This is a genomic window from Martinezella sp. CNPSo 3890, from assembly GCF_057784455.1.
Map to the genome: position 1 here is coordinate 158,631 of NZ_JBXSOR010000012.1, position 21,921 is coordinate 180,551.

General features: G+C 60.9%; 25 protein-coding genes. 9 read left to right on the forward strand and 16 right to left on the reverse strand.

All coding sequences use genetic code 11. The features are described 5' to 3' along the window. Positions 1-35: 35 nt before the first annotated feature. The 6 genes from zapE to sdhC form a co-directional block, all read right to left on the reverse strand. Positions 36-1,199 carry a cell division protein ZapE gene (zapE, locus tag AC13RC_RS24395; protein WP_183809730.1) on the reverse strand — a complete coding sequence of 388 codons (1,164 nt, stop codon included), beginning with the start codon at positions 1,197-1,199 and terminating at the stop codon, positions 36-38. Positions 1,200-1,265: 66 nt separating this feature from the next. Continuing rightward, positions 1,266-1,793: a protease inhibitor Inh/omp19 family protein gene (locus AC13RC_RS24400; protein WP_069613433.1), complete on the reverse strand. Its 528-nt coding sequence runs from the start codon at positions 1,791-1,793 to the stop codon at positions 1,266-1,268. A 330-nt stretch (positions 1,794-2,123) separates the two neighbouring features. Then, complete coding sequence (locus AC13RC_RS24405; protein ID WP_004107862.1) at positions 2,124-2,903, reverse strand: succinate dehydrogenase iron-sulfur subunit; 780 nt, start codon at positions 2,901-2,903, stop codon at positions 2,124-2,126. Positions 2,904-2,920: 17 nt separating this feature from the next. After that, complete coding sequence (sdhA, locus tag AC13RC_RS24410; protein ID WP_112341366.1) at positions 2,921-4,777, reverse strand: succinate dehydrogenase flavoprotein subunit; 1,857 nt, start codon at positions 4,775-4,777, stop codon at positions 2,921-2,923. Positions 4,778-4,784: 7 nt separating this feature from the next. Next, positions 4,785-5,165: a succinate dehydrogenase, hydrophobic membrane anchor protein gene (sdhD, locus tag AC13RC_RS24415; protein WP_113330705.1), complete on the reverse strand. Its 381-nt coding sequence runs from the start codon at positions 5,163-5,165 to the stop codon at positions 4,785-4,787. A 65-nt stretch (positions 5,166-5,230) separates the two neighbouring features. After that, a complete protein-coding gene (gene sdhC, locus AC13RC_RS24420) occupies positions 5,231-5,629 on the reverse strand; it encodes a succinate dehydrogenase, cytochrome b556 subunit (RefSeq protein WP_069613380.1) in 399 nt (132 codons plus the stop codon). Positions 5,630-5,931: 302 nt separating this feature from the next. On the opposite strand from sdhC, the gene AC13RC_RS24425 reads away from it, so the two are divergent. Next, positions 5,932-6,327, forward strand: coding sequence for a hypothetical protein (locus AC13RC_RS24425; RefSeq protein WP_145636090.1), 396 nt, complete (start codon positions 5,932-5,934; stop codon positions 6,325-6,327). A 6-nt stretch (positions 6,328-6,333) separates the two neighbouring features. Here the strand turns inward: AC13RC_RS24425 and AC13RC_RS24430 are convergent, their stop codons facing one another. From AC13RC_RS24430 to tsaD, 5 genes are read right to left on the reverse strand one after another with little or no spacing between them, the layout of a single operon-like run. Then, positions 6,334-6,984 carry a class I SAM-dependent methyltransferase gene (locus AC13RC_RS24430; protein ID WP_488558686.1) on the reverse strand — a complete coding sequence of 217 codons (651 nt, stop codon included), beginning with the start codon at positions 6,982-6,984 and terminating at the stop codon, positions 6,334-6,336. A gap of 30 nt (positions 6,985-7,014) precedes the next feature. Further along, the gene (locus AC13RC_RS24435; protein WP_113354322.1) at positions 7,015-7,446 is read right to left on the reverse strand and encodes an EVE domain-containing protein; all 432 of its coding nucleotides are present in this window, start codon (positions 7,444-7,446) and stop codon (positions 7,015-7,017) included. 3 nt (positions 7,447-7,449) lie between these two features. After that, entirely contained in the window at positions 7,450-7,743 is a 294-nt protein-coding gene (locus AC13RC_RS24440) for a YciI-like protein (RefSeq protein WP_113354323.1), read from the reverse strand. Between the two features lie 41 nt (positions 7,744-7,784). Continuing rightward, the gene (locus AC13RC_RS24445) at positions 7,785-8,774 is read right to left on the reverse strand and encodes an NAD(P)H-dependent glycerol-3-phosphate dehydrogenase (protein ID WP_488558687.1); all 990 of its coding nucleotides are present in this window, start codon (positions 8,772-8,774) and stop codon (positions 7,785-7,787) included. Further along, a complete protein-coding gene (gene tsaD / locus AC13RC_RS24450; RefSeq protein WP_488558688.1) occupies positions 8,771-9,868 on the reverse strand; it encodes a tRNA (adenosine(37)-N6)-threonylcarbamoyltransferase complex transferase subunit TsaD in 1,098 nt (365 codons plus the stop codon). The genes AC13RC_RS24445 and tsaD overlap by 4 nt, the downstream gene beginning before the upstream one ends. 84 nt (positions 9,869-9,952) lie before the next feature. Here tsaD and hemC point away from each other — a divergent pair, with 84 nt between their 5' ends. The 6 genes from hemC to AC13RC_RS24480 all read left to right on the forward strand — a co-directional run bounded on the left by hemC (position 9,953) and on the right by AC13RC_RS24480 (position 15,918). After that, positions 9,953-10,882 (forward strand): hydroxymethylbilane synthase, encoded by a 930-nt coding sequence (hemC, locus tag AC13RC_RS24455; protein WP_152095811.1) that lies wholly within the window; start codon positions 9,953-9,955, stop codon positions 10,880-10,882. 6 nt (positions 10,883-10,888) lie between these two features. Then, positions 10,889-11,617: a uroporphyrinogen-III synthase gene (locus AC13RC_RS24460; protein ID WP_488558689.1), complete on the forward strand. Its 729-nt coding sequence runs from the start codon at positions 10,889-10,891 to the stop codon at positions 11,615-11,617. Between the two features lie 80 nt (positions 11,618-11,697). Then, the gene (locus AC13RC_RS24465; protein ID WP_488558690.1) at positions 11,698-12,978 is read left to right on the forward strand and encodes a COG4223 family protein; all 1,281 of its coding nucleotides are present in this window, start codon (positions 11,698-11,700) and stop codon (positions 12,976-12,978) included. A 15-nt stretch (positions 12,979-12,993) separates the two neighbouring features. Continuing rightward, positions 12,994-14,601 (forward strand): heme biosynthesis HemY N-terminal domain-containing protein, encoded by a 1,608-nt coding sequence (locus AC13RC_RS24470; protein WP_488558691.1) that lies wholly within the window; start codon positions 12,994-12,996, stop codon positions 14,599-14,601. A gap of 113 nt (positions 14,602-14,714) precedes the next feature. Continuing rightward, complete coding sequence (locus AC13RC_RS24475) at positions 14,715-15,200, forward strand: tellurite resistance TerB family protein (RefSeq protein WP_069613367.1); 486 nt, start codon at positions 14,715-14,717, stop codon at positions 15,198-15,200. Beyond that, on the forward strand, positions 15,193-15,918 hold the full coding sequence (locus AC13RC_RS24480; RefSeq protein WP_152094813.1) for a glutamine amidotransferase: 726 nt from the start codon (positions 15,193-15,195) through the stop codon (positions 15,916-15,918). The genes AC13RC_RS24475 and AC13RC_RS24480 overlap by 8 nt, the downstream gene beginning before the upstream one ends. Here the strand turns inward: AC13RC_RS24480 and AC13RC_RS24485 are convergent. Beyond that, the gene (locus tag AC13RC_RS24485; RefSeq protein ID WP_145636068.1) at positions 15,915-16,544 is read right to left on the reverse strand and encodes a poly-gamma-glutamate hydrolase family protein; all 630 of its coding nucleotides are present in this window, start codon (positions 16,542-16,544) and stop codon (positions 15,915-15,917) included. The genes AC13RC_RS24480 and AC13RC_RS24485 overlap by 4 nt on opposite strands. Before the next feature lie 10 nt (positions 16,545-16,554). Beyond that, positions 16,555-17,811, reverse strand: coding sequence for an MFS transporter (locus AC13RC_RS24490; RefSeq protein ID WP_152095807.1), 1,257 nt, complete (start codon positions 17,809-17,811; stop codon positions 16,555-16,557). A 106-nt stretch (positions 17,812-17,917) separates the two neighbouring features. Here AC13RC_RS24490 and AC13RC_RS24495 point away from each other — a divergent pair, with 106 nt between their 5' ends. Together AC13RC_RS24495 and AC13RC_RS24500 are read left to right on the forward strand one after the other, a co-directional pair. Continuing rightward, positions 17,918-18,241, forward strand: a complete 324-nt coding sequence (locus AC13RC_RS24495) for a YggT family protein (RefSeq protein ID WP_113330717.1) — start codon at positions 17,918-17,920, stop codon at positions 18,239-18,241. Beyond that, positions 18,238-18,555, forward strand: coding sequence for a DUF167 domain-containing protein (locus AC13RC_RS24500; RefSeq protein WP_488558692.1), 318 nt, complete (start codon positions 18,238-18,240; stop codon positions 18,553-18,555). Before AC13RC_RS24495 ends, AC13RC_RS24500 begins: the two co-directional genes overlap by 4 nt. Before the next feature lie 5 nt (positions 18,556-18,560). Here AC13RC_RS24500 and ppa read toward each other — a convergent pair whose 3' ends face one another. From ppa to typA, 3 genes are all read right to left on the reverse strand, one after another. Further along, the gene (ppa, locus tag AC13RC_RS24505) at positions 18,561-19,097 is read right to left on the reverse strand and encodes an inorganic diphosphatase (RefSeq protein ID WP_069613363.1); all 537 of its coding nucleotides are present in this window, start codon (positions 19,095-19,097) and stop codon (positions 18,561-18,563) included. A 133-nt stretch (positions 19,098-19,230) separates the two neighbouring features. Further along, positions 19,231-19,737, reverse strand: a complete 507-nt coding sequence (locus AC13RC_RS24510; protein ID WP_069613362.1) for a GNAT family N-acetyltransferase — start codon at positions 19,735-19,737, stop codon at positions 19,231-19,233. A gap of 200 nt (positions 19,738-19,937) precedes the next feature. Next, a complete protein-coding gene (gene typA / locus AC13RC_RS24515) occupies positions 19,938-21,755 on the reverse strand; it encodes a translational GTPase TypA (RefSeq protein ID WP_069613361.1) in 1,818 nt (605 codons plus the stop codon). Positions 21,756-21,921: the final 166 nt, after the last annotated feature.

The window sequence follows — 21,921 nt, forward strand, 5'->3', positions numbered from 1 at the left end:
CTTACGTAAACGTAAGACACTCTGTCACCGAATTGTTACTCGGCGGCACGCCTGGCCGGAGTCTGAGCCAGATATTCGGCGCTCCGCATCTCGAAAAGCCGCGATGCCGTGCGGTCGAATTCGAAGCCTTCTGTCCCCCGCCGCTCCTCGAGCAGATCTTCCGGCATGGCAGCCGCGGAGATGTAGAGACGGATATTATGATCGTAGAGCGTGTCGATCAGAATGATAAAACGCTTCGTCTGGTTGCGCTTATCCGGCCCGAGCTTCGGCACGCGATCGAGGAAGATCGTATCGAACCGTTCGGCGATGGCGAGGAAATCGGCAGGCCCGAGCGGCGCGTCACAGAGATCGGCGAAGGAAAAGCGCGCCATGCGGTCGACGGCCAGAGGCACATGGATGGAGCGCCCCTTCATCGGGATCTCCATCGGCTGCGCCTTGCGCCCATGCAACGCCTGCATCCAGGAGGCATCCATAGCCATGTCGGTGCGCTGGTCCACCGGCGTCAGATAGACGGGCTGACTGTTCAGCTTCTCCATGCGATAGTCGGTCGGCGAGTCCAGCGTCACCACATCGACATGCTTCTTGAGGAGATCGATGAAGGGCAGAAAGAGGCCGCGATTGAGCCCGTCGCGATAGAGATTGTCCGGCTCGACATTCGAGGTGGCGATCAGCACGCAGCCGAGCGAGAACAGTTCGGAAAACAGCCGCGACAGGATCATCGCGTCGGCAATGTCGGTCACAGTGAATTCGTCGAAGCAAAGCAGTTCGGCTTCGGCATAGAGATCGGCGGCGACAGGTGGTATGGGATCGGCCTGCTTGGTCTCGCCATTCTTGAATTTCAGCCGCTGCGCCGCGATGCGATTGTGCACATCGGTCATGAACTCGAAGAAATGCGCCCGGCGTTTCTTCTGGCAGGGCGCCATCGAGAAGAACATGTCCATCAACATGGTCTTGCCGCGCCCGACGCTGCCGTGAATATAGAGGCCCTTGATCGTCTCGACCGACTTCTTGCGGGCAGCAAACATCCAGCCGAGCGCGCTGGATTTTGCGGCGGGCCGCTTGCGCTTGAGATCGGCAAGCACCCGGTCCAGCATTTTCGCCACATCCATCTGTGCCGAATCCACCTGAAGGGATCCGGACGCCGTCAGCGCCTTCAGCTGTTCGCAGACGCTGATCGAATAATCTGGCATGGGCTGCATGGGGAAATATCCGCCTGTGCAAAATAAGGGCGCACCCGAAGGATTGCTGCCCCTTTCAAAATAAGCTTATCGGCTGAGGCTGAGCGGCTGGCCGGAGGCGGTCGAACCGTCAAAACGCGAATCGGCCGTCTTGTAGACCGTACCGATCGTCGAGCCGTCACGATTCTTCAGGAGAACCTGCTTGCCGGAGACTTCCCACGAGCCCATTGAGGTCAGTTCGCCCGCGCAACCGCGCGTACCGCCGCGTGAACCGCTGCCGAGGTTGGTCAATGTCAGGAACATATCGCAGCTCGATCCGCCATTGCTCACCTTCCAGCTGCCGACCATCGATTCCTTCGTGACATCCATAGCCGAAGCCGCCATCGCCTGCTGCTGCGCCGGATTGGCTGCATTCGGTGCGCTCGCTGGCGCCGCCGGGAATTGGGAGCCGTTACCGGCGCCGGGAGGCGGAAGCTGGCTGGACTGGACGGAAGGAACAGGCTGAGCCTGCAGTGGTGCCGGAGACGAATAACTGTCGTTATTGTATGCCGTGCGCTGGCAACCGGCAAGCGACAGGCCAATCGCCGCAGCCGTCACTGCATATCTAAACTGCATCATCACACTCCTAAATGATTGTCCACCGCTGACATCGACAAAGTGATATTTAATGATGTCCGAATTATCGTATTTCACTTTGGTTAATCAAGTCGATACCGCCACAAATTGCCGAAGGCCATAGCTGGACAAGAATCGGGTGGTTTCAAGGCTGATCCACCGCGCCTCACTCAAAATGAACGCAGGCGGAGAATTTCGGCATTCTCTCCCACCAATGCTCTCTTGAATACCTATACGCGACGATAGCGATATCGCATGTCAGGACTATGCGAGCGCTTCGGCAAAAAACCTGCCGAAGCATTCTTTCATCATTTGCAGTCAAAAGGCAGGTCAGACCCGCCGCTCGACCATCATCTTCTTGATTTCGGCGATCGCCTTGGCCGGGTTCAGACCCTTCGGGCAGGTCTGGGCGCAGTTCATGATCGTATGGCAGCGATAGAGGCGGAAGGGATCCTCGAGGTTGTCGAGGCGCTCGCCCTTGGCTTCGTCTCTGGAGTCGATCAGCCAGCGATAGGCCTGCAGCAGCACGGCCGGGCCGAGGTAGCGGTCGCCGTTCCACCAGTAGCTCGGACAGGAGGTGGAGCAGCAGGCGCAGAGAATGCATTCGTAGAGGCCGTCGAGTTTGAGGCGGTCCTCATGGCTCTGCTTCCATTCCTTGGCCGGCGGCGGCGATACCGTCTTCAGCCAGGGCTCGATCGAGCGATGCTGGGCATAGAAGTTCGTCAGGTCAGGCACGAGATCCTTGACGACGGGCATATGCGGCAACGGATAGACTTTCACCGTGCCCTTGATCTCGTCCAGACCCTTGGTGCAGGCGAGCGTGTTGGTGCCATCGATGTTCATCGCGCAGGAGCCGCAAATGCCTTCGCGACAGGAGCGGCGCAGCGTCAGCGTCGGGTCGATCTTGTTCTTGATGTAAAGCAGACCGTCGAGCACCATCGGGCCGCAATCGTCGACATCGATGTAATAGGTATCGATGCTCGGGTTCTGACCGTCATCCGGGCTCCAGCGATAGACGCGGAATTCGCGCGTGTTCTTGGCGCCGACCGGCTTCGGCCAGACCTTGCCTTCGCGCATCTGAGAGTTCTTGGGGAGAGCGAGTTCAACCATGGTCAGTTCCTCTCAGATCAATACACGCGTGCCTTCGGCTCGATCTTGTGCGGATCGATGCCTTCGGCGATCAGGTCGGTGTGAACCGGACGATAGTCGAGCTTCACGTCGCCTGCCTCGTTGACCCAGGCAAGCGTATGCTTGCGCCAGTTCTCGTCGTCGCGGCCGGCAAACTTGCCCTCGGTATAGTCCTCGCGGGCATGCGAGCCGCGGCTTTCCTTGCGAGCCTCGGCGCCATAGATGGTCGTGATGGCATTGGCCATCAGATTGTGCAGCTCCAGCGTCTCGACAAGGTCGGAATTCCAGATCAGCGAGCGGTCGGTGACCTTGATATCGGGCAATTCCTTCCAGATCTCCGACAGGCGGCGGCAGCCGGATTCCAGCGATTCCTGGGTACGGAACACGGCGGCATCTTCCTGCATGGCGCGCTGCATCTTCTCGCGCAGTGCCGCCGTCGGCGTCGAGCCGCTGGCATGGCGCAGGCGATCGAAACGCTCCATGATCTTGTCGCAGGCGGCGACATTCACAGGGGGAACCGGGCTGTTGCGGTCGATGACCTGGCCGGCGCGGATGGCGGCGGCACGGCCGAAGACCACGAGGTCGATCAGCGAGTTGGAACCGAGGCGATTGGCGCCGTGCACCGATGCGCAGCCGGCTTCGCCGACGGCCATCAGGCCCGGCAGCACGCGCTCGGGATTGCTACTGTCGGCATTCAGCACTTCGCCCCAGTAGTTCGTGGGAATGCCGCCCATATTGTAGTGAACGGTCGGAAGCACAGGGATCGGATCGCGGGTCACATCGACGCCGGCAAAGATGCGCGCGCTCTCGGAGATGCCCGGCAGGCGCTCGTGCAGCACGGCCGGATCGAGATGGTCGAGATGCAGGAAGATGTGATCCTTGTTCTTGCCGACGCCGCGGCCCTCGCGGATCTCAAGCGTCATGCAGCGCGAAACGACGTCGCGCGAGGCAAGATCCTTCGCCGACGGCGCATAGCGTTCCATGAAGCGCTCGCCCTCGGAATTGACGAGATAGCCGCCTTCGCCGCGCGCGCCTTCGGTGATCAGGCAGCCAGAACCGTAGATGCCGGTCGGATGGAACTGCACGAATTCCATGTCCTGCAGCGGCAGGCCGGCGCGGGCCACCATGCCGCCGCCGTCGCCGGTGCAGGTATGGGCCGAGGTCGCCGAGAAATAGGCACGGCCGTAGCCGCCGGTCGCCAGGACCACCATCTTGGCGGCGAAGCGATGGATCGTGCCGTCATCGAGGCACCAGGCGACGACGCCGGTGCAACGACTGCCGTCATCGGACATGATGAGGTCTAGTGCAAAATACTCGATGAAGAATTCCGCATTGTTGCGCAGCGACTGGCCGTAGAGCGTGTGCAGGATGGCGTGACCCGTACGGTCGGCAGCGGCACAGGTGCGCTGCACCGGCGGTCCCTCGCCGAAATTCTGCATGTGGCCGCCGAACGGGCGCTGATAGATCTTGCCCTCTTCGTTGCGCGAGAAAGGCACGCCGTAATGCTCGAGTTCGTAAACGGCCTTCGGCGCTTCCATGACCATGTACTGCATCGCGTCGACGTCGCCGAGCCAGTCAGAGCCCTTGACGGTGTCGTAGAGATGCCACTGCCAGCTGTCCGGCGTCATGTTCTGCAGCGAGGCGGCAATGCCGCCCTGGGCTGCGACGGTGTGCGAACGGGTGGGGAAGACCTTGGTGATGCAGGCGGTGCGGAAGCCCTGTTCGGCCATGCCGAGCGTGGCGCGCAGGCCGGCGCCGCCGGCGCCGACGACGATCACGTCATAGGAGTGGTCGATATACTTGTAGGCTTTCCCGTTCTGGGCGGGCCCATTCTGAGCGGATGAGTTCGGTGCCATGATGCAATTATCCTACGAACGCGATCTTCAGAATGGCGAAAAGACAGAGCCCCGCCACGACGATCGCGAAGAACGTGTTGAGCATGAGAAGGACGATCTTGGCGAATTCGCCATGAACATAGTCCTCGATGATGACCTGCATGCCGATCTTCATATGAATGAGGGCGGAGATCACCATCAGGGCGAAGATGACGGCGACGATCGGATTCGAGATCGCATGCACGACTTCAGCGTAGGGCGCGCCGGCATAGATCATCAGGAAGATGACGAAGAAGAGGAAAAGTGGGACGTTGGCAACGGCGGTCAGGCGCTGGCGCCAGAAATGATCGGTACCTTCCTTGGCGGAACCGAGACCGCGGACTTTGCCCAGAGGAGTGCGCATATCCATGAGAAATATCCTTTAAAGCATGATCCCGAAATGTGCCCAGGCGCTTCCGGGAGCGATCATGCCAATCAACCCAGCCGGATGACGATGCCGATGATCCAGACCAGCGCGGTCAGACAGATCGAGCCGATGAGCGTGAACTTGGCCATCTTCGTCGAGACGGCGGGATCGAAACCATGCCCGAGATCCCAGATGAAATGACGAAAGCCACCCAGCATATGGTGCAGCAGCGCCCAGGTGTAGCCGAGCAGGATGATGCGGCCGATGATCGTACCCATGATCCAATTGACCAGATCGAAATAGCCCTGACCCGTCGCCGCGGCGATCAGCCACCAGGCGACCAGCAGCGTGCCGAAGTAGAGCGCGCCACCGGTGATGCGGTGGACGATCGACATGACCATGGTGGGGATGGGTTTGTAGATTTGCAGATGCGGCGACAGAGGCCGGTTTTGTGTGACGTTCGCCATCAGAACCTCGCGGCGTTACGATACGCTTAGAACCCGGATATCCGGGGCAACGCGCGCGCGGGGATGCGCAGTGTGCGTTGCATCATTGCGACCATTAATCACACAGACGGCCATCGACAAGCACAATTGATGCCTGCATCGAATTTAATCGATTCGGATCGCTCTGCACTTTAGCGAGCATGCAGAGAAGAGCCTCCCATTCCGGCCCATTTACCATTTCGGCAAGCCTGACATGGACTTCGCTGCGGTCTTCGGGCAATCTGCCGTTAAGATTTCATTAACGAACCGAAGCGGATCGAATCATGGCCCCGCATCTTTTCAAGGCAGCAGCGCTCGTTTTAGCGGCAGCCGCTCTTTCCTCGACGCCGACTTCAGCCGGCGACTATCGCCACTGGCACCATCACAACCGCTCCGGCATCGTGCGCCTCAACCAGATATCCCAACCGCAGGGTTCAGGGCAGCAACCCGCCCGGATCGTGATCATGGAACGACGCGATGCGGCAAGCGCCGGCAGCTATGCCGGTTCGGCCGACGTCTATCGGGCTGATGGCGGCACCTATGTTATCGGCTATGGCGGCTACAATCCCTATGCCCGGACCGCTGCGGCGCAGCTGCGACCGAAGGCGAAGGTCATCGATGTCCGCTATGCCGACAATCCCTGCTCATACGAAGCGGGCGTCTGCGTCATCCGGCATTGATGATTCTCAATCGGCGAGAAATCGCCAGACCGTCGTTTTCTTGACTTCGCTGTCCTCAAGCGCCCGCGTCACCGGCACTTGATAGGTCGCCTGCTCTTGCAGACGATCCTTGGGAAGATAGGCCCTGCCGGGATCGCCGACCAGAACCGTCTTCCCGTCGCCCGCCAAACGTCTTAGCCAAGGAACGAGGCGCGCGGCAAAATCGCGATCATAGAAGACATCGCCGGCGAGAATGACGCCCTCATCCACGGCCTGCCCGATCATATTGTCGCCGGAAAAGTCCAGGGCTACACCGTTTTCAGCAGCATTGAGCCGGATCGCCGTGCCCGCCCACGGATCGATATCGACGGCCAGCACATGGGCCGCACCCGATCGCTTGGCGGCAATTGCGACAAGTCCGGAGCCGCTGGCAAAATCCAGCACCTTTTTGCCGGCAACGATCTCCGGATGATCGAGTATATAGCGCGCGAGACCCTGGCCGCCTGCCCAGGCAAAGGCCCAGAAGGGCGGCGGCAGGCCGATCTCTTCCAGCTCCTCTTCCGTCTTCAGCCACAGCTCATGCGCCTCGCTTGCCAGATGCAGCCGGACTTCCGGCACATGCGGCGCCGCCATCAGGCTGGTATTTGCGCGGATGAAGCTTTCCGGATCGGTTTTCAATGAATCTCCCACCTGCCCAACAAGGCGGAATCAGGCCGGCGGGTTGTCCAGCCCGCCCATGCGGCAGACTTCCAACCATTCATCATCCGTCACCGGCTGCACCGAAAGCCGCATGGAGGTGACGAGCGCCATCTGCGCAAGCTTTGGATTGGCCTTAATGTCTTTGAGAGTCACGGGTTTCGGCATGTCGCGGACGGCGCGGATGTCGACGCATTCCCAGCGCGGATCATCCTTCGCGGTCGAATCCGGATGCGCCAGCGCGCAGACCTCGACGATACCGACGACCTCCAGCCCGTCATTGGAGTGATAGAAGAAGCCCTTGTCGCCGATCTGCATGGCCCGCATGTTGTTGCGGGCGAGATAGTTGCGCACGCCGGTCCATTCCGTTCCCTTGTCGCCGGCATCCTTCTGCTGCTGCCAGGACCAGGAGGACGGCTCGGATTTATAAAGCCAATGCGCCATCTCTCATGCCTCCGGATTGTTGAAGACCCAGTTGAACGGCTTGATCTCGACGCTCTCGAACAAGCCGGCCTTCGTATAGGGATCGGCATCGGCAAGCGCCTTGGCCGCTTCGACGCTTTCCGCCTCGACGATCACGAGGCTGCCATTCGGCTTGCCTTCCGCGTCGAGGAACGGACCCGCCATCTTCAGCGTGCCCTCGGCATTGAGCTTATTCAGATGTTCCAAATGCGCCGGGCGCGTCTCCATGCGGACATTCAGGTGACCGGGCTTGTCCTTGCAGACAAAGGCAAACAGCATTGCTTGGCTCCTTCAGATATTCAGAAAATATTCCCCAGAAACTATTCCGTGGTGATCGGCCGTGTCATCAATTGCCCGATGGCTGCGCCTATGTCGAGTTTGCCGTCGATGATGGCGGACACCGCGTCGGTGATCGGCATGTCAACGCCGAGTTCGTGGGCAAGCCGCGCGGCAATGGAGGCGGCGTAGGCGCCTTCGACCAGCGTGCCACGCGTTGGGTCAACCGTTTCTCCTTTACCAAGGGCAATGCCGAAACGCAGATTGCGGGATTGATGGCTGGTCGCCGTCAGCACGAGGTCGCCAAGGCCAGATAGGCCGCGGACGGTTTCCGCCTTGCCGCCCTTGGCCGCGACGAAGCGCGACATCTCGGCAAGGCCGCGGCTGATCAGCGCCGCACGGGCGGAATCGCCGATACCCCGGCCCTCGACGATGCCGCAGGCAATCGCGAGGACATTCTTCAGCGCCCCCCCGAGCTGCACGCCGATACGGTCGTCCGAGGCGTAAAGACGGAAGGTCGGACCGGAAATCGCCTGTGCAAGCCGTTCCGCCACCGCCATGTCTGCAGCGGCGATCGCCATGGCAGTCGGCAGGCCTTTGGCGATGTCGGAGGCAAAGCCCGGCCCGGAGAGAACGGCGATGACATGCTCCGGCAGTTCGCGCTCCAGCATGTCGGTCAACAGATCGCCGGAAACCTTGTCGATACCCTTGGCGCAGGTGACGACGACGGCATCCTTGGCAAGATAAGGCCCATAATGTTTGGCAGCATCGGCCTGCGCCTGCGAAGGCATGGCAAAGAGGACGATGCCCACATCGGAAACGGCATCCGCCTCGGCCGAGAACTTCAAAGAATCCGGAAGCGCAATCCCCGGCAGGACGGCATCATGCATGCGATCGGCTGCAAGATCCGCCATCAGGCCGGCTTTTCGCCCGACGAGGGTGACGTCGCTGCGGCCGGTCAATGCAATGACGGCTGCGAGCGCCGTGCCGAAAGCGCCGGCGCCGATGACTGCGATCCTCTCGTTGCCGCTCATGCCTTTGCTCCTCGTTTGCCGTGCCCGAGCAGGGTTTCCGCCTTCTGATCCAGCGGCCAGCGCGAGCGCGGCTGCACATCGAGATCATCAGGCGCCGCACCCGTTGCCATCCGCTCCAATCCAGCCCAGGCGATCATGACGGCATTGTCCGTACACAGTCTCAATGGCGGCGCGATGAAACGGAAACCATTGGCATCGCAAAGCTCCTGCAGCGTGCGGCGCAGCTCGAGATTGGCGGCGACACCACCGGCCACGACCAGCGACGGCTGTTCCGCCATCTTCGGAAAATCCGCCTTGAAGCGCTGCAGGCCGCGGCCAATGCGATCCTTCAGCGTGCGCGAGATTGCCTTCTGGAAGGAGGCGCAGATATCGGCGATATCCTGCTCCGTGACAGGCGCGATCGCCGTCGCCGCCTGCCGTACCGCCGTCTTCAGGCCGGAAAAGGAAAAATCGAGGCGCGTCTCGCCGACCAGCGGCCGCGGAAGATCGAAGCGGTCCGGATTGCCATCCTTGGCGGCTGCCTCTACGGCCGGGCCGCCGGGATAAGGCAACCCCAAAAGCTTGGCCGTCTTGTCGAAGGCTTCGCCGAGCGCATCGTCGATGGTCGTGCCCCAGCGCTCGTATTGGCCGACACCGCGCACCAGGATCAGCTGGGTATGGCCGCCGGAAACGAGCAGCATCAGGTATGGAAACGCAAGTCCGTCCGTCAGCCGCGCGGTCAGGGCATGGCCTTCCAGATGGTTGATGGCGTATAATGGTTTGCCTGTCGCACGTGAGATCGCCTTGCCGGTCATCAGGCCGACGAGCAGACCGCCGATGAGGCCTGGCCCGGAGGTGGCAGCGATGGCGTCAACGTCCGAGAGCGACACATTGGCGCGTTTCAATGCTTCGTCGATCAGCGTATCGAGCGCCTCGACATGCGCACGCGCGGCAATTTCCGGCACGACGCCGCCATAGGCGCTATGCTCGTCCAATTGGCTGAGGACGACATCGGAACACACCGTCGGCGTGCCGTCATCCCGACGCTCGACAATGGCCGCGGCGGTTTCGTCGCAGCTTGTTTCGATGCCGAGAATACGAAGAACGGATGCCATGGAGAAAGTTCGTTGCCTACAGGTCGATTGCGATAAAGCGGAAATATGGTTACGGGAACTGTCGGTAACAACGGATCAAAGCGGATGCAAACAAAACCTTTCCGGATCGGCACGCGGGGCAGCCCGCTGGCGCTCGCCCAAGCGCGAGAAGCGCGCGACCGCCTGATGGCGGCCCATGGCCTTCCGGAGGAGATGTTCGAAATCGTCGTTCTCACCACCAAGGGCGACCGCATCACCGACCGGTCGCTCGCGGCAATCGGCGGCAAAGGCCTGTTCACCGAGGAACTGGAAGAAAAGCTGACCTCGGGCGAACTCGACTTCGCCGTACACTCGGCCAAGGACATGGCGACGAAACTGCCCCAAGGCTTGGCGCTCACCGCCTATCTGCCGCGCGAAGATATCCGCGATTCCGTCATCGGCCGCACCGCGCCGAAATTGATCGAGCTGCCGCACGGCGCTACCGTCGGCTCTGCGTCGCTGCGCCGCCAGGCACTGATCCGCCGTCTGCGCCCTGATATCAATGTCATCACATTCCGCGGCTCCGTCCAGACGCGCCTGCGCAAGCTGGAAGAGGGGCAGGCCGACGCGACCTTGCTGGCGCTTGCCGGCCTGAAGCGGCTCGGCATGGTCGAGGTCATCACCGATATTCTCGACCCGGACGAATTCCCGCCGGCGCCCGCGCAAGGCGCGATCACAATCGAAAGCCGCATCGACGACGCGCGGATGAATGAGCTGCTCGCCGCCGTCAATGATGCGCCGACCTTCGACGCCGTATCCTGCGAACGTGCCTTCCTGGCCGCACTCGACGGTTCCTGTCGCACACCGATAGCCGGCTACGCAATTTGCGAAGGCGATCATCTGCGCTTCTTCGGCATGATCCTCACCCCGGATGGCAAGCAGGTACACACGACCACGATCGAGGGCCACCGGCGCGATGCCGAGGCGCTTGGAATCAATGCCGGCCAGGCGATCCGCGCCGAAGCCGGCAGCACCTTCTTCGAAGACTGGACCTGACAAAGGATGCGCGTCGTCGTCACCCGCCCTCAGCATTCGGGTGAGCGCACCATGCGGCGGCTGGCGCAGATGGGACATGAACCCCTGCTGCTGCCGCTGGCCGAACCTGTCCACGATGCCGAGGAGGCGAGACGCGCGCTCCTTGCCACGCAGGGCGCCGTCGCCGTTACCAGCGCCGAGGCGATCCGGGCGCTTTCGCTGTTGGATTCCGATCTTGCGCCTCATCTTGGTCGTCGCCTCTTTGCCGTGGGAAAGGCGACAGCCAAAGAAGCGGCTGATCTCGGATTCAGCAATATCGCCATATCCGAAGGCGGCGGTACAGAGCTTGCCGTCATGATCTCCGGCCATCCTTCAGGCCTGAACGACGGCCCCCTTCTCTATCTTGCGGGGTCTCCGCGAGCGGCTGGCTTCGAAGCCGGACTGGCTGAGCGACACCTGCCTTTCCTGACCATCGAATGCTACCGGATGCAGAATATCGTCCCAGACGACAACATTCTTCGCCGGCTTTTCGCCGACACCCGTGCGGACGCCGTACTGCTCTATTCCCAGGAGACGGCGAAACGCTTTTTCAGCCTGCCATTCGTTCGGCACAACCCCGGCATCCTTGCTGAAACACGATTTCTCTGCCTGAGCGAAACCATCGCCAGCGCAGTTCCGGAGCCGATGCGATCCCATGTCGATATTGCCGACATGCCGAATGAAGACCGGCTTATGGCGCTTCTGATCCACGCGTAAGGTCGCAATTTTGATGTAAGGCCTTTCCATAATCGCCTTGTCTGTCTAACTTCGTTGCAGCGCATGATAAAGAGGACCTCATGGTATCGCGAAAAACGCCTAACCATTCGAAGCCCAACGACGAACCGGTCACGATTGATCTGGAAGCCGAAAAAACTGCGCAGGACGCAGCTCCCGAAGATTTGACTGAGCGCAGCCATGGCGAGCTTGGCGGCTCCTCGGCTGATGAAGTGGAAATGCCGCTGGAAGCGGAGAAGGAGCCATTTCGCGAAGAAGCTCAGGAGTCGATCTTCGGCGCCGCACCGCAAGAGCCGCAAACGGCCGCTGCGCAGCAGGCCGATCCTCCACCGTCCCATGCCGACCATCCGCCTCATACCGAGCGTCCGCCGTCACGCGAGGGTTCGACATCAGGCCTTATCGCAGCCGGCATCACCGGCGGCCTGATCGCCCTCATTTGCGCCGGCGCCTTGCAATATGCGGGCTTCCTGCCTGGCGGCCGCACAGGCAAGGACAGCTCAACCGAGATCGCCGCACTGAATGCGGAGATCGACGGTCTCAAGCAGAGCATCGCCAATCTCGCCGCCACACCAACCGCAAAGCCGGACGAAGCACTGACGGCCCGCGTCGCAGCACTTGAGGCGAGCGCTGCCAACGGCGCTTCGGCAAATGGCTCGGCTGGCATCCCTAATCCCGCCTCCGACCAGAAGATCGCTTCGCTCACCAGCGAGGTGGAGCAGCTGAAATCGGATCTCAGCAAGGCAACGCAGAGCCAGGCAACCTCAGATGCCGAAGTCAGCAAGCGTCTTGACGACGCTGAAAAGAAGTTGAGCGGACCGAGCCAGGAAAGCGCGGTTGCCCGCGCCATCGCAGCTGCAGCGTTGAAGGCGGCAATCGACCGCGGCGGCCCCTTCCAGCCTGAGCTCGACACCTTTGCCAATGTTGCGCCGGACGATCCAGCCGTTGCAGATCTCAAGAATTTCGCCCAGACCGGCGTGCCCTCCCGTGCCGACCTGATCCGCCAGGTTTCCGATGTCGCGACCGCAATCGTCGCCACCGCGCAGACCGACGATCCGAACCAAAGCTGGAGCAGCCGGCTGATGTCGGGAGCGAAATCGCTGGTGCAGGTCCGCCCCGTCGGCAATGTGCCCGGCGACAGCATCGATGCCATCGCCGCGCGTTTCGAGGACAAGGTCAGGAACGGCGATTTGCCGGGCGCGGTGACCGAGTGGAACAGCCTGCCCGATGCCGGAAAATCCGCATCGGCCGCCTTCAAGCAATCTCTGGAAGCCCGCATCCGCGTTGAGGACCTGGTAAGCGATGCCCTGTCGAAGGCGATCGCCAATACCGGTAAACAGAACTAAGGACGGAGTGTAGCAATGATCAGACTGCTTATCTTCGCCATTCTCGTTCTGGCTCTCGGCTATGGCTTTTCGTGGCTCGCGGATCGCCCCGGCGATCTCTCGCTGGTTTGGGAAGGGCAGCTTTACCAGACGAAACTGATCGTGGCCGCCGCGATCCTGATTGCGATCGTGGCCGCCGTCATGATCGTCTGGTGGTTCGTGCGGTTGATCTGGACTTCGCCCTATTCCGTTACTCGCTATTTCCGCGCCCGCAAGCGCGATCGCGGCTATCAAGCGTTGTCGACGGGCCTGATCGCCGCCGGTGCCGGCAATTCGCTGCTCGCCCGCAAGATGGCAGCCCGCAGCCGCGGCCTCATCCGCGCCGATCAGGAGCCGCTCATCAACCTGCTTGAAGCCCAGGCTGCCCTGATCGAAGGCAAGCATGACGAGGCTCGTCAGAAGTTCGAACAGATGGCCAATGATCCGGAAACGCGCGAGCTTGGCCTGCGCGGCCTCTATCTCGAGGCCAAGCGCCTCGGCGCCCATGAAGCGGCGCGGCAATATGCCGAAAAGGCCGCCGACCAGGCGCCCTACCTGCCATGGGCGGCGCAGGCGACGTTGGAATATCGCAGCCAGGCCGGCCGCTGGGATGATGCCATCAAGCTGCTGGACCAGCAGAAGGTCGCTCATGTCGTCGACAAGGCCACGGCCAACCGTCAACGCGCCGTGCTGCTGACGGCCCGCGCCAACGACAAGCTGGAGAGCGATCCGACAGGCGCGCGCGACGATGCTTTGGCGGCGTTGAAGCTTGTGGACGATTTCGTGCCCGCAGCGCTGATCGCGGCCAAGGCCTTGTTCCGTGAAGACAAGGTGCGCAAGGCTGCCTCCATCCTCGAGCAGGTCTGGAAGGCGCAGCCGCATCCCGAAGTCGGCAGGGCCTATGTGCGAGCTCGCAGTGGCGATTCCGTTCTTGACCGTTTGAAGCGCGCCGAGCGGCTGGAGGCGATCCGCCCGAACAATGTCGAAGCTCTGCTGTTGACCGCAAAGGCGGCGATGGATGCCGGCGATTTTGCCAAGGCTCGTGCCAAGGCAGAAGCAGCCGCAAGGATCGATGCGCGCGAAGGCGCTTTCCTGCTTCTTGCCGACATCGAAGAGGCCGAAACCGGTGATCAGGGCCGCATCCGCCACTGGATGGCGCAGGCGCTGCGCGCGCCACGCGATCCGGCCTGGGTTGCCGATGGCTTCGTCTCGGAAAAATGGCTGCCGCTGTCGCCGATCACGGGCCGTCTCGATGCCTTCGAATGGAAGGCGCCTTTCGGCCAGATCGATGGGCCGGTGGAAGAAGGCTCCACGGTGTCGGTCGATGCGGCGCTGAAATCGCTGCCGCCGGTGCGCGAGGCCGCCACCGCAACCACGGCGGCAAAGCCAAGTTCACCGAAAGTTGCATCGCCGGCCGCCGATACCTATGTCATGGAATTGGAACCTGCCGTGGCGAAACCCGCTTCAAGCCCCTCCGAGGCCGCGCCAAAGCCGGTGCAGCAGGGTGAGGAACCCCGGCCCTTCTTCGGTGGTGCGCCTGATGATCCGGGCGTGAAGGATCATAAGCTTGAACCGGAACCCAAGACGCGGCTCAAGCTGTTTTAGAGCAATTCCGGCAAAACTGCGCGGCGGTTTTACGTCCGGAATTGCGGGAAGATAAAAAAATAGAGCATGGTGCCCCAAGAACCCTGCTCGGCCCGTTTTGAGAATGGAGACGCATGTTCGAACGCTTTCAGGAATTCCTTCATAACCTGACCCAAGACCACCCCAGATCCGGCTTCGCACCCGACGACCCGCGTGTCGCGGTGGCGGCCCTGTGCATCCAGGTCATGGAGGCGGACGGCAAGATCGAGAACAGCGAAAAGAAACGGCTGCGCAAGCTCCTGAAGGACCAATATGGTCTCGATGGGCGCCAGCTCGACCAGCTGATCGCTGCCGGCGAGGAAGCGGAAAGCGAGGCGGTCGATTATTATCGTTTTACCTCGGATCTGAAGCGTCATCTCGACAGCACCCAGCGGCTCGAACTGCTCGGCATCCTCTGGGACATCGTCTATGCCGACGGCGAGCGCAGCGAGATGGAAGATCATGCAATCTGGCGGATCGCCGACCTCATGGGCATTTCCGATCGCGAGCGCATCATGAAGCGCCAGGAAGCAGCCGCACGCGCACCCGGCCCGAGGGTGGAGACAGGCAATGATGATTGAAGCGCCGAAGAGCGCCGGCCGCCCTATATTGATCGTCCTGCATCAGGAGCGCTCCAGCCCCGGCCGCGTCGGCCAGATGCTGCTGGAGAAAGGCTACGATCTCGATATCCGCCATCCGGTCCTCGGCGATCCCCTGCCCTCGACGCTCGAAGCACATGCTGGCGCCGTCATCTTCGGCGGCCCGATGAGCGCCAACGACCCGGATGACTTCATCAGGGCTGAGACCGACTGGCTGAAAGTACCGCTCAAGGAAAACCGCCCCTATCTCGGCATCTGCCTCGGGGCACAGCTGCTCGCCCGCCATCTCGGCGCCAAGGTGAAGCCGCGCGACGACGGCAAGACCGAAATAGGCTGGTATGCGCTGCAGCCGACGGAAAAAGGCCGGTTGCTGATGCGTTGGCCGCAAATGGTCTATCATTTCCATCGCGAAGGCTTCGAGCTGCCGCACGGCGCCGATCTGCTCGCGACAGCGGAGACCTATCCCAACCAGGCCTATCGCTATGGCGCCAATGCCTGGGGTCTGCAGTTTCATGCCGAGCTCACGCGCGCCATGATGCAGCGCTGGGTCGTGCATGGCGAGCATCGCTTCTGCATGCCGAACGCCCAGCAGGGCCGCGAGCATCTCGAAGGCCGCATGATCTTCGACGCCGCGCTGAAGGCCTGGCTATCGGAATTCCTCGATCTCGTCTTCGAGGGCAAGCAGGCAATGGTGGCCTAAAGGCCCTCGCCTGACGAAAGCACGCGATCGAATTCATCGATCGCGCTACGGATCGCAGACGCATATCGCTCCATCTTTTGTGCATCTTTCATGAGAATATCCCTGACGCCTCTCGGAATTTCGAGCTGGACGCCGGCCTGCCGCTTGCCGCGATTGCAGATATTGCCGGTGGAAGCTCCGGCAAGCGCCTCCCCTTTCACTCTCGCGGCCGCAGCAAAACCATTGAGCCCCAATGCTTCGACGATCCGGTCTCGAAGCGATGTGTCGAGACCGCCGATCCAGCTCGTCAGCGAATCATCCCGATCCGTTCGCCCATGAACGGCGACGACGATCGACGAACTGGCCACCAAGCCGTTTGCTATCGGTTCATCGAAATTTTCGGCGGTGATGTGCAGCTCATGATGAAGCCTCGCCGCATCGAGCCCTTCGAAACGATAAAGTGAGTACCTCTCATCGGCGATCGCCAGAGCGATCTCGGATGTGGCGGGCTCAATGAAACCGCCATGGGGAGCGATGACGGCGACATGCGATGATCGATCCTCGAGATGGATACGATAGCCGAAGCCCTCGATTTCATGCTCACGAAGCGCCGAAAACGAATTGTATCGATCCGGCTTCCTTGTCATCGCGCAATCCTCAAGCCGGCTGCGGCTCGCCGTCACGATCAGGCGCGTTCAGGCTGTCGATGCGGCGCAGCTGCGGGAAACCTGTGGCCCAAAGGATGGCGACGGTCAGCGTGCCAAGTCCTCCGATGACAACGGCGGGAATCGCACCGAAATAATGCGCCATGGTGCCGGCGCGGAATTCGCCGAGCTCGTTCGACGCACCGACGAAGACCATGTTGACGGCATTGACGCGGCCGCGCACGTGATCCGGAGTCCAGAGCGTAATCAGCGTTTCGCGGACATAGACGGAGATCAGGTCGGATGCGCCCATGATGGCCAGAGCTGTTATCGACAGCCACGGCGTATGCGAGATGCCGAAGATCAGGGTTCCCAAGCCGAACATGGCAACGCCGGCAAACATGCAGATACCGGCGCGATTGCGGATAGGATAGGTTGCCAGGAAGAGGCCCATGGCGATCGCGCCGAAGCTTGGCGCCGCGCGCAGCATGCCGAGACCCCAAGGCCCGAGCGTCAGGATATCGCGCGCATAGATGGGCATCAGCGCGACCGCGCCGCCGAGCAGCACGGCGAAAAGATCGAGCGAGACCGCACCGAGCACCACTTTTTCCGACCAGATGAAACGGAAACCGGCGAGCATTTCATTGAGGCTTCGCCGCTCATGCGCAACCCGCTGCTGCGGTTTCGGGATCAGAAAGGTCAGCACCGAGCCGGCCGCAAAGAAAAGCACGGCAACGGTATAGGCGACATTGGCACCGACGCCGTAAAGCAGGCCGCCGGCAACAGGACCGAGGATGGCGGCCGCATCCCACGACATCGAGTTCCAGGTGATCGCGTTCGTCAGGTCTTCGGGCGGGATCAGATTGGGCGCAAGCGACTGCATGGCAGGCGTCATGAAGGCGCGTTCTATGCCGAAGACCGTGAGGATCAGAAATACCGGCAGCGGCGCGAAGGTGCCAGATACGGTCAGGAACAGCAGGGCAGCCGCACAAAGGGTGCCGACGAAAATGCAGATCGCGGAAATCCGCCGCCTGTTGTAGCGGTCCGCAGCCGTGCCCGTCACCAGGATCAGCAGCAGCGACGGCAGGAACTGCACGAGGCCAATCAGACCGAGATAGATCGGTTGGCCGGTATGCTCATACATCTGCCAGCCGACGGAGACGCTGACGACCTGCGTGGCAAATGCTGTCAAAAACCGCGCGAAGAAGAAATAAATATAGGCAACGTGCCTGAAGGCGGCAAACCGGTCTCCGCTGACAGCGAACGACATGGAACGAGACTTTCCGACGTGGCCGCTAGCGCAAATGCCGGCCTTTTAAACATGATTCAACATGCTTCGGAGCATGGGACTTGCCCGTTTAGTCGCCAATGTCTACATGTCTGTCAACCGCGAATTGGAGACGGATATGCTCGCCTTATTTCAAACCATTGATCTGGCTTTGAATCTTTATACCTGGATCTTGATCGCCAGCGCCATCTTTTCCTGGCTCTATGCGTTCAACGTCATCAATTCGAGCAATCAATTCGTCAACTCCGTCGGCAACTTCCTTTATGCGGTTACCGAGCCGGCCCTACGCCCGATCCGCCGCATTCTGCCTGACCTCGGCGGCATCGATATCTCGCCGGTCATCCTGCTGCTCATCATCTTCTTCATCCGCTCGCTGATGTGGAATTCGATCGTCCCCATGTTCCTGCGGTGAGCAAAGCCTGGCAGACCTTTCCGGATCACGTCAGGCTTTCCGTGCGGCTCACGCCCAATGGCGGGCGTGATGCGATCGATGGGTTGGAAACGGGCGCCGACGGTGGATGCTATTTGAAGGCGCGCGTTTCGGCAGCACCCGAAAAAGGCAAGGCCAACAAGGCGCTGGTCGCCCTGCTTTCAAAAAGCCTCGGCATTCCCAAATCCACGCTTGCCCTTATCGGCGGCGACACCGCACGCAAAAAAATCCTCCGGATCGAGGGCGAACCGGAGGATTTAATAAAGAGGCTTTGCGCCGTAACCGAAGGCGGTTGATCAGATCAAGCCTTGGTGTTCTTGGCACGCTCGATGGCTTCGACGATGAGTTCGCCAGCTTCCTTCGAACCCTTCCAGCCGAAGATCTTGACCCATTTGCCGGGCTCCAGATCCTTGTAGTGCTCGAAGAAGTGCTCGATCTGCTTCAGCGTGATCTCGGGCAGGTCGGTATATTCCTTGACCTTGTCATAGCGCATAGTCAGCTTCGGCGCGGGAACGGCGATAATCTTCTCGTCCTTGCCGGAATTGTCTTCCATCATCAGCACGCCGATCGGGCGAACGTTGATGACGCAGCCCGGAACCAGCGGGCGGGTGTTGGCGATCAGCACGTCGATCGGGTCGCCGTCGTCGGAGAGCGTATGCGGAACGAAGCCGTAATTGCCCGGATAGGTCATCGGCGTGTAGAGGAAACGGTCGACGACCAGCGTGCCGGCCTCCTTGTCCATTTCATACTTGATCGGATGACCGCCGACCGGCACTTCAACAATGACGTTGACGTCTTCGGGCGGGTTCTTGCCAATGGAAATCGCGTCGATACGCATGCTTGTCCCCTAGATAAGGATGGTTGCCGCCAGCCAAATAATCGGTTTCATGCCGCAACGCAACAACGCATCGGGAAAGAGGCGGATTTACTGCATGATTCCTTAAATCGGGATCGATGCGCTACAGCGCCGCTCAAGGCCAGACGAAGCCGATCTTGCGCAGCTGCCTGTGATCGAAGGTTTCGATGCCCTCACAGAAATCCGCACCGCCCTGCCCGCGATAGAAGCGGTAGGCGTTCTCGTTTTCCTCGAGGCACCAGACGACCAGCCCCTTGCAGCCAAGCGACTTCAACAGCCTGCGCGCTTCGCCGAACAGCATGCGCCCGAGGCCGAGGCCCTGATATTGCGGACGCAGATAGAGTTCGTAGATCTCGCCTTCCTGGGGCAGTGCGCGGGCACGATTGAGGCCGAGCGTGGCATAGCCTGCGATCTCACCGGCGACATCCAGAACCAGCAGCGTCGCGGGGCCGCTGGTCGCCTTGCGCCACCAGGCTTCGCCACGACGCTCGATCATCTGGCCGAGGGCGCGATGCGGAATGATGCCGGCATAGGTGTACTGCCACGACTGGCGGTGCACCTCTGAAATGGCTCGGGCATCATGGGGTTCTGCCCGCCGAACATCAATCGACAACGTCTTCATAACGTCTACTCTGGTCTTACCGATGCGAATTAACCATCCTCATTCATAAAGATGGCAGACTTGCCCACAGGCTTTATCCGTGGATCGTCAACAAAAATTAACGGTTTTTTAACCTTTAGGACAAGGGCTCAAAAACCGAACATACAAATAAAAACCCCGGCATGAAGGCCGGGGTCGAATGCATTGCTCGGTTAGGATGATCAGGCCAGACGGGCCTTCTCGTAACGCTTGCGCTCGTTCGGATCGAGATACATCTTGCGGAGGCGGATCGACTTCGGCGTCACTTCCACCAGCTCATCGTCCTGGATCCAGGAAAGCGCGCGATCGAGCGTCATGCGGATCGGCGGCGTCAGCTTCACGGCTTCGTCCTTGCCGGCGGCGCGGATGTTGGTGAGCTTCTTGCCCTTCAGCACGTTGACTTCAAGGTCGTTGTCGCGCGAGTGGATGCCGATGATCATACCGGCATAGACCTTCTCGCCGGCGTCGATGATCATCGGGCCGCGGTCTTCCAGGTTGAACAAGGCGTAGGCCACGGCTTCGCCGGCTTCATTGGCGAGCAGCACGCCGTTCACGCGGCCGCCGATCTCACCCTTGTAAGGCTGGTAGTCGTGGAACAGGCGGTTCATGACGGCCGTGCCGCGCGTGTCGGTCAGGAGTTCCGACTGATAGCCGATGAGGCCGCGGGTCGGCGCCAGGAAGACGAGACGGACGCGATTGCCGCCAGAAGGACGCAGCTCGGACATTTCAGCCTTACGCTCGGACATCTTCTGCACGACGATGCCGGAATGCTCTTCATCGACGTCGATGACGACTTCTTCGATCGGCTCGAGCAGCTGGCCGTTTTCATCCTTATGCATGACGACGCGCGGGCGCGACACGGCAAGCTCGAAGCCTTCGCGGCGCATGGTTTCGATCAGAACTGCGAGCTGCAATTCGCCGCGGCCCGAAACGTAGAACGAATCCTTGCCTTCGGCTTCCTCAATCTTCAGCGCGACGTTGCCTTCTGCTTCCTTGAAGAGGCGATCGCGGATGACGCGCGAGGTGACCTTGTCGCCCTCGGTACCCGCATAGGGGCTATCGTTGACGATGAAGGACATGGTGACGGTCGGCGGGTCGATCGGCTGCGCGACCAGCGGCTCGCTGACCTGCGGGTCGCAGAAGGTGTCGGCAACCGTGCCCTTGGAAAGACCGGCGATGGCGACGATGTCGCCTGCCTGCGCTTCTTCGATCGGCTGACGCTCGATGCCACGGAAGGCGAGGATCTTGGAGATACGGCCGGTTTCGATGAGATTACCATCCGCACCCAGAACCTTGACAGCCTGGTTCGGCTTGATCGAGCCGGAGTGGATGCGGCCGGTGATGATGCGGCCGAGGAAGGGGTTGGCTTCCAGGATCGTGCCGATCATGCGGAACGGGCCTTCGCCGACGGTCGGCTCGGGAACGTGCTTGACAACGAGATCAAGAAGAGGGCCGAGGCCCTCTTCCTTCGGGCCATCAGGCGAATAGTTCATCCAGCCGTTACGGCCGGAACCGTAGAGGATCGGGAAATCGAGCTGTTCGTCGGTGGCGTCGAGATTGGCGAAGAGGTCGAAGACTTCGTTGATGACTTCGTCTGCCCGGGCATCCGGGCGGTCGATCTTGTTGATCGCAACGATCGGACGCAGGCCGACCTTGAGCGCCTTGCCGACGACGAACTTGGTCTGCGGCATCGGGCCTTCGGCAGCATCGACGAGAACGATCGCGCCGTCCACCATCGAGAGGATGCGCTCGACTTCACCGCCGAAGTCGGCGTGGCCGGGAGTGTCGACGATGTTGATGCGGGTATCCTTCCAGACGACTGAGGTCGCTTTGGCGAGAATGGTGATGCCGCGCTCCTTTTCCAGATCGTTCGAGTCCATGACGCGTTCGGCAACGCGCTGGTTCTCGCGGAACGAGCCGGATTGCTTCAGGAGCTCGTCGACGAGGGTGGTTTTCCCATGGTCAACGTGCGCGATGATCGCGATGTTGCGAAGTGCCATATGTCTTAATCTCTGAGGCTGGGGCGCAGTGTTTCAGTAACACGCCAATTGCATTTGGCGCGCTCATACCCTTTTTTTCGCGAATGCGAAAGGGGGGAGGCAAGAAAGGGGCTGAATGCCGGCTTTTCGTGCCTCACACATCAGTCTTACACGCTCAGACAGGCGC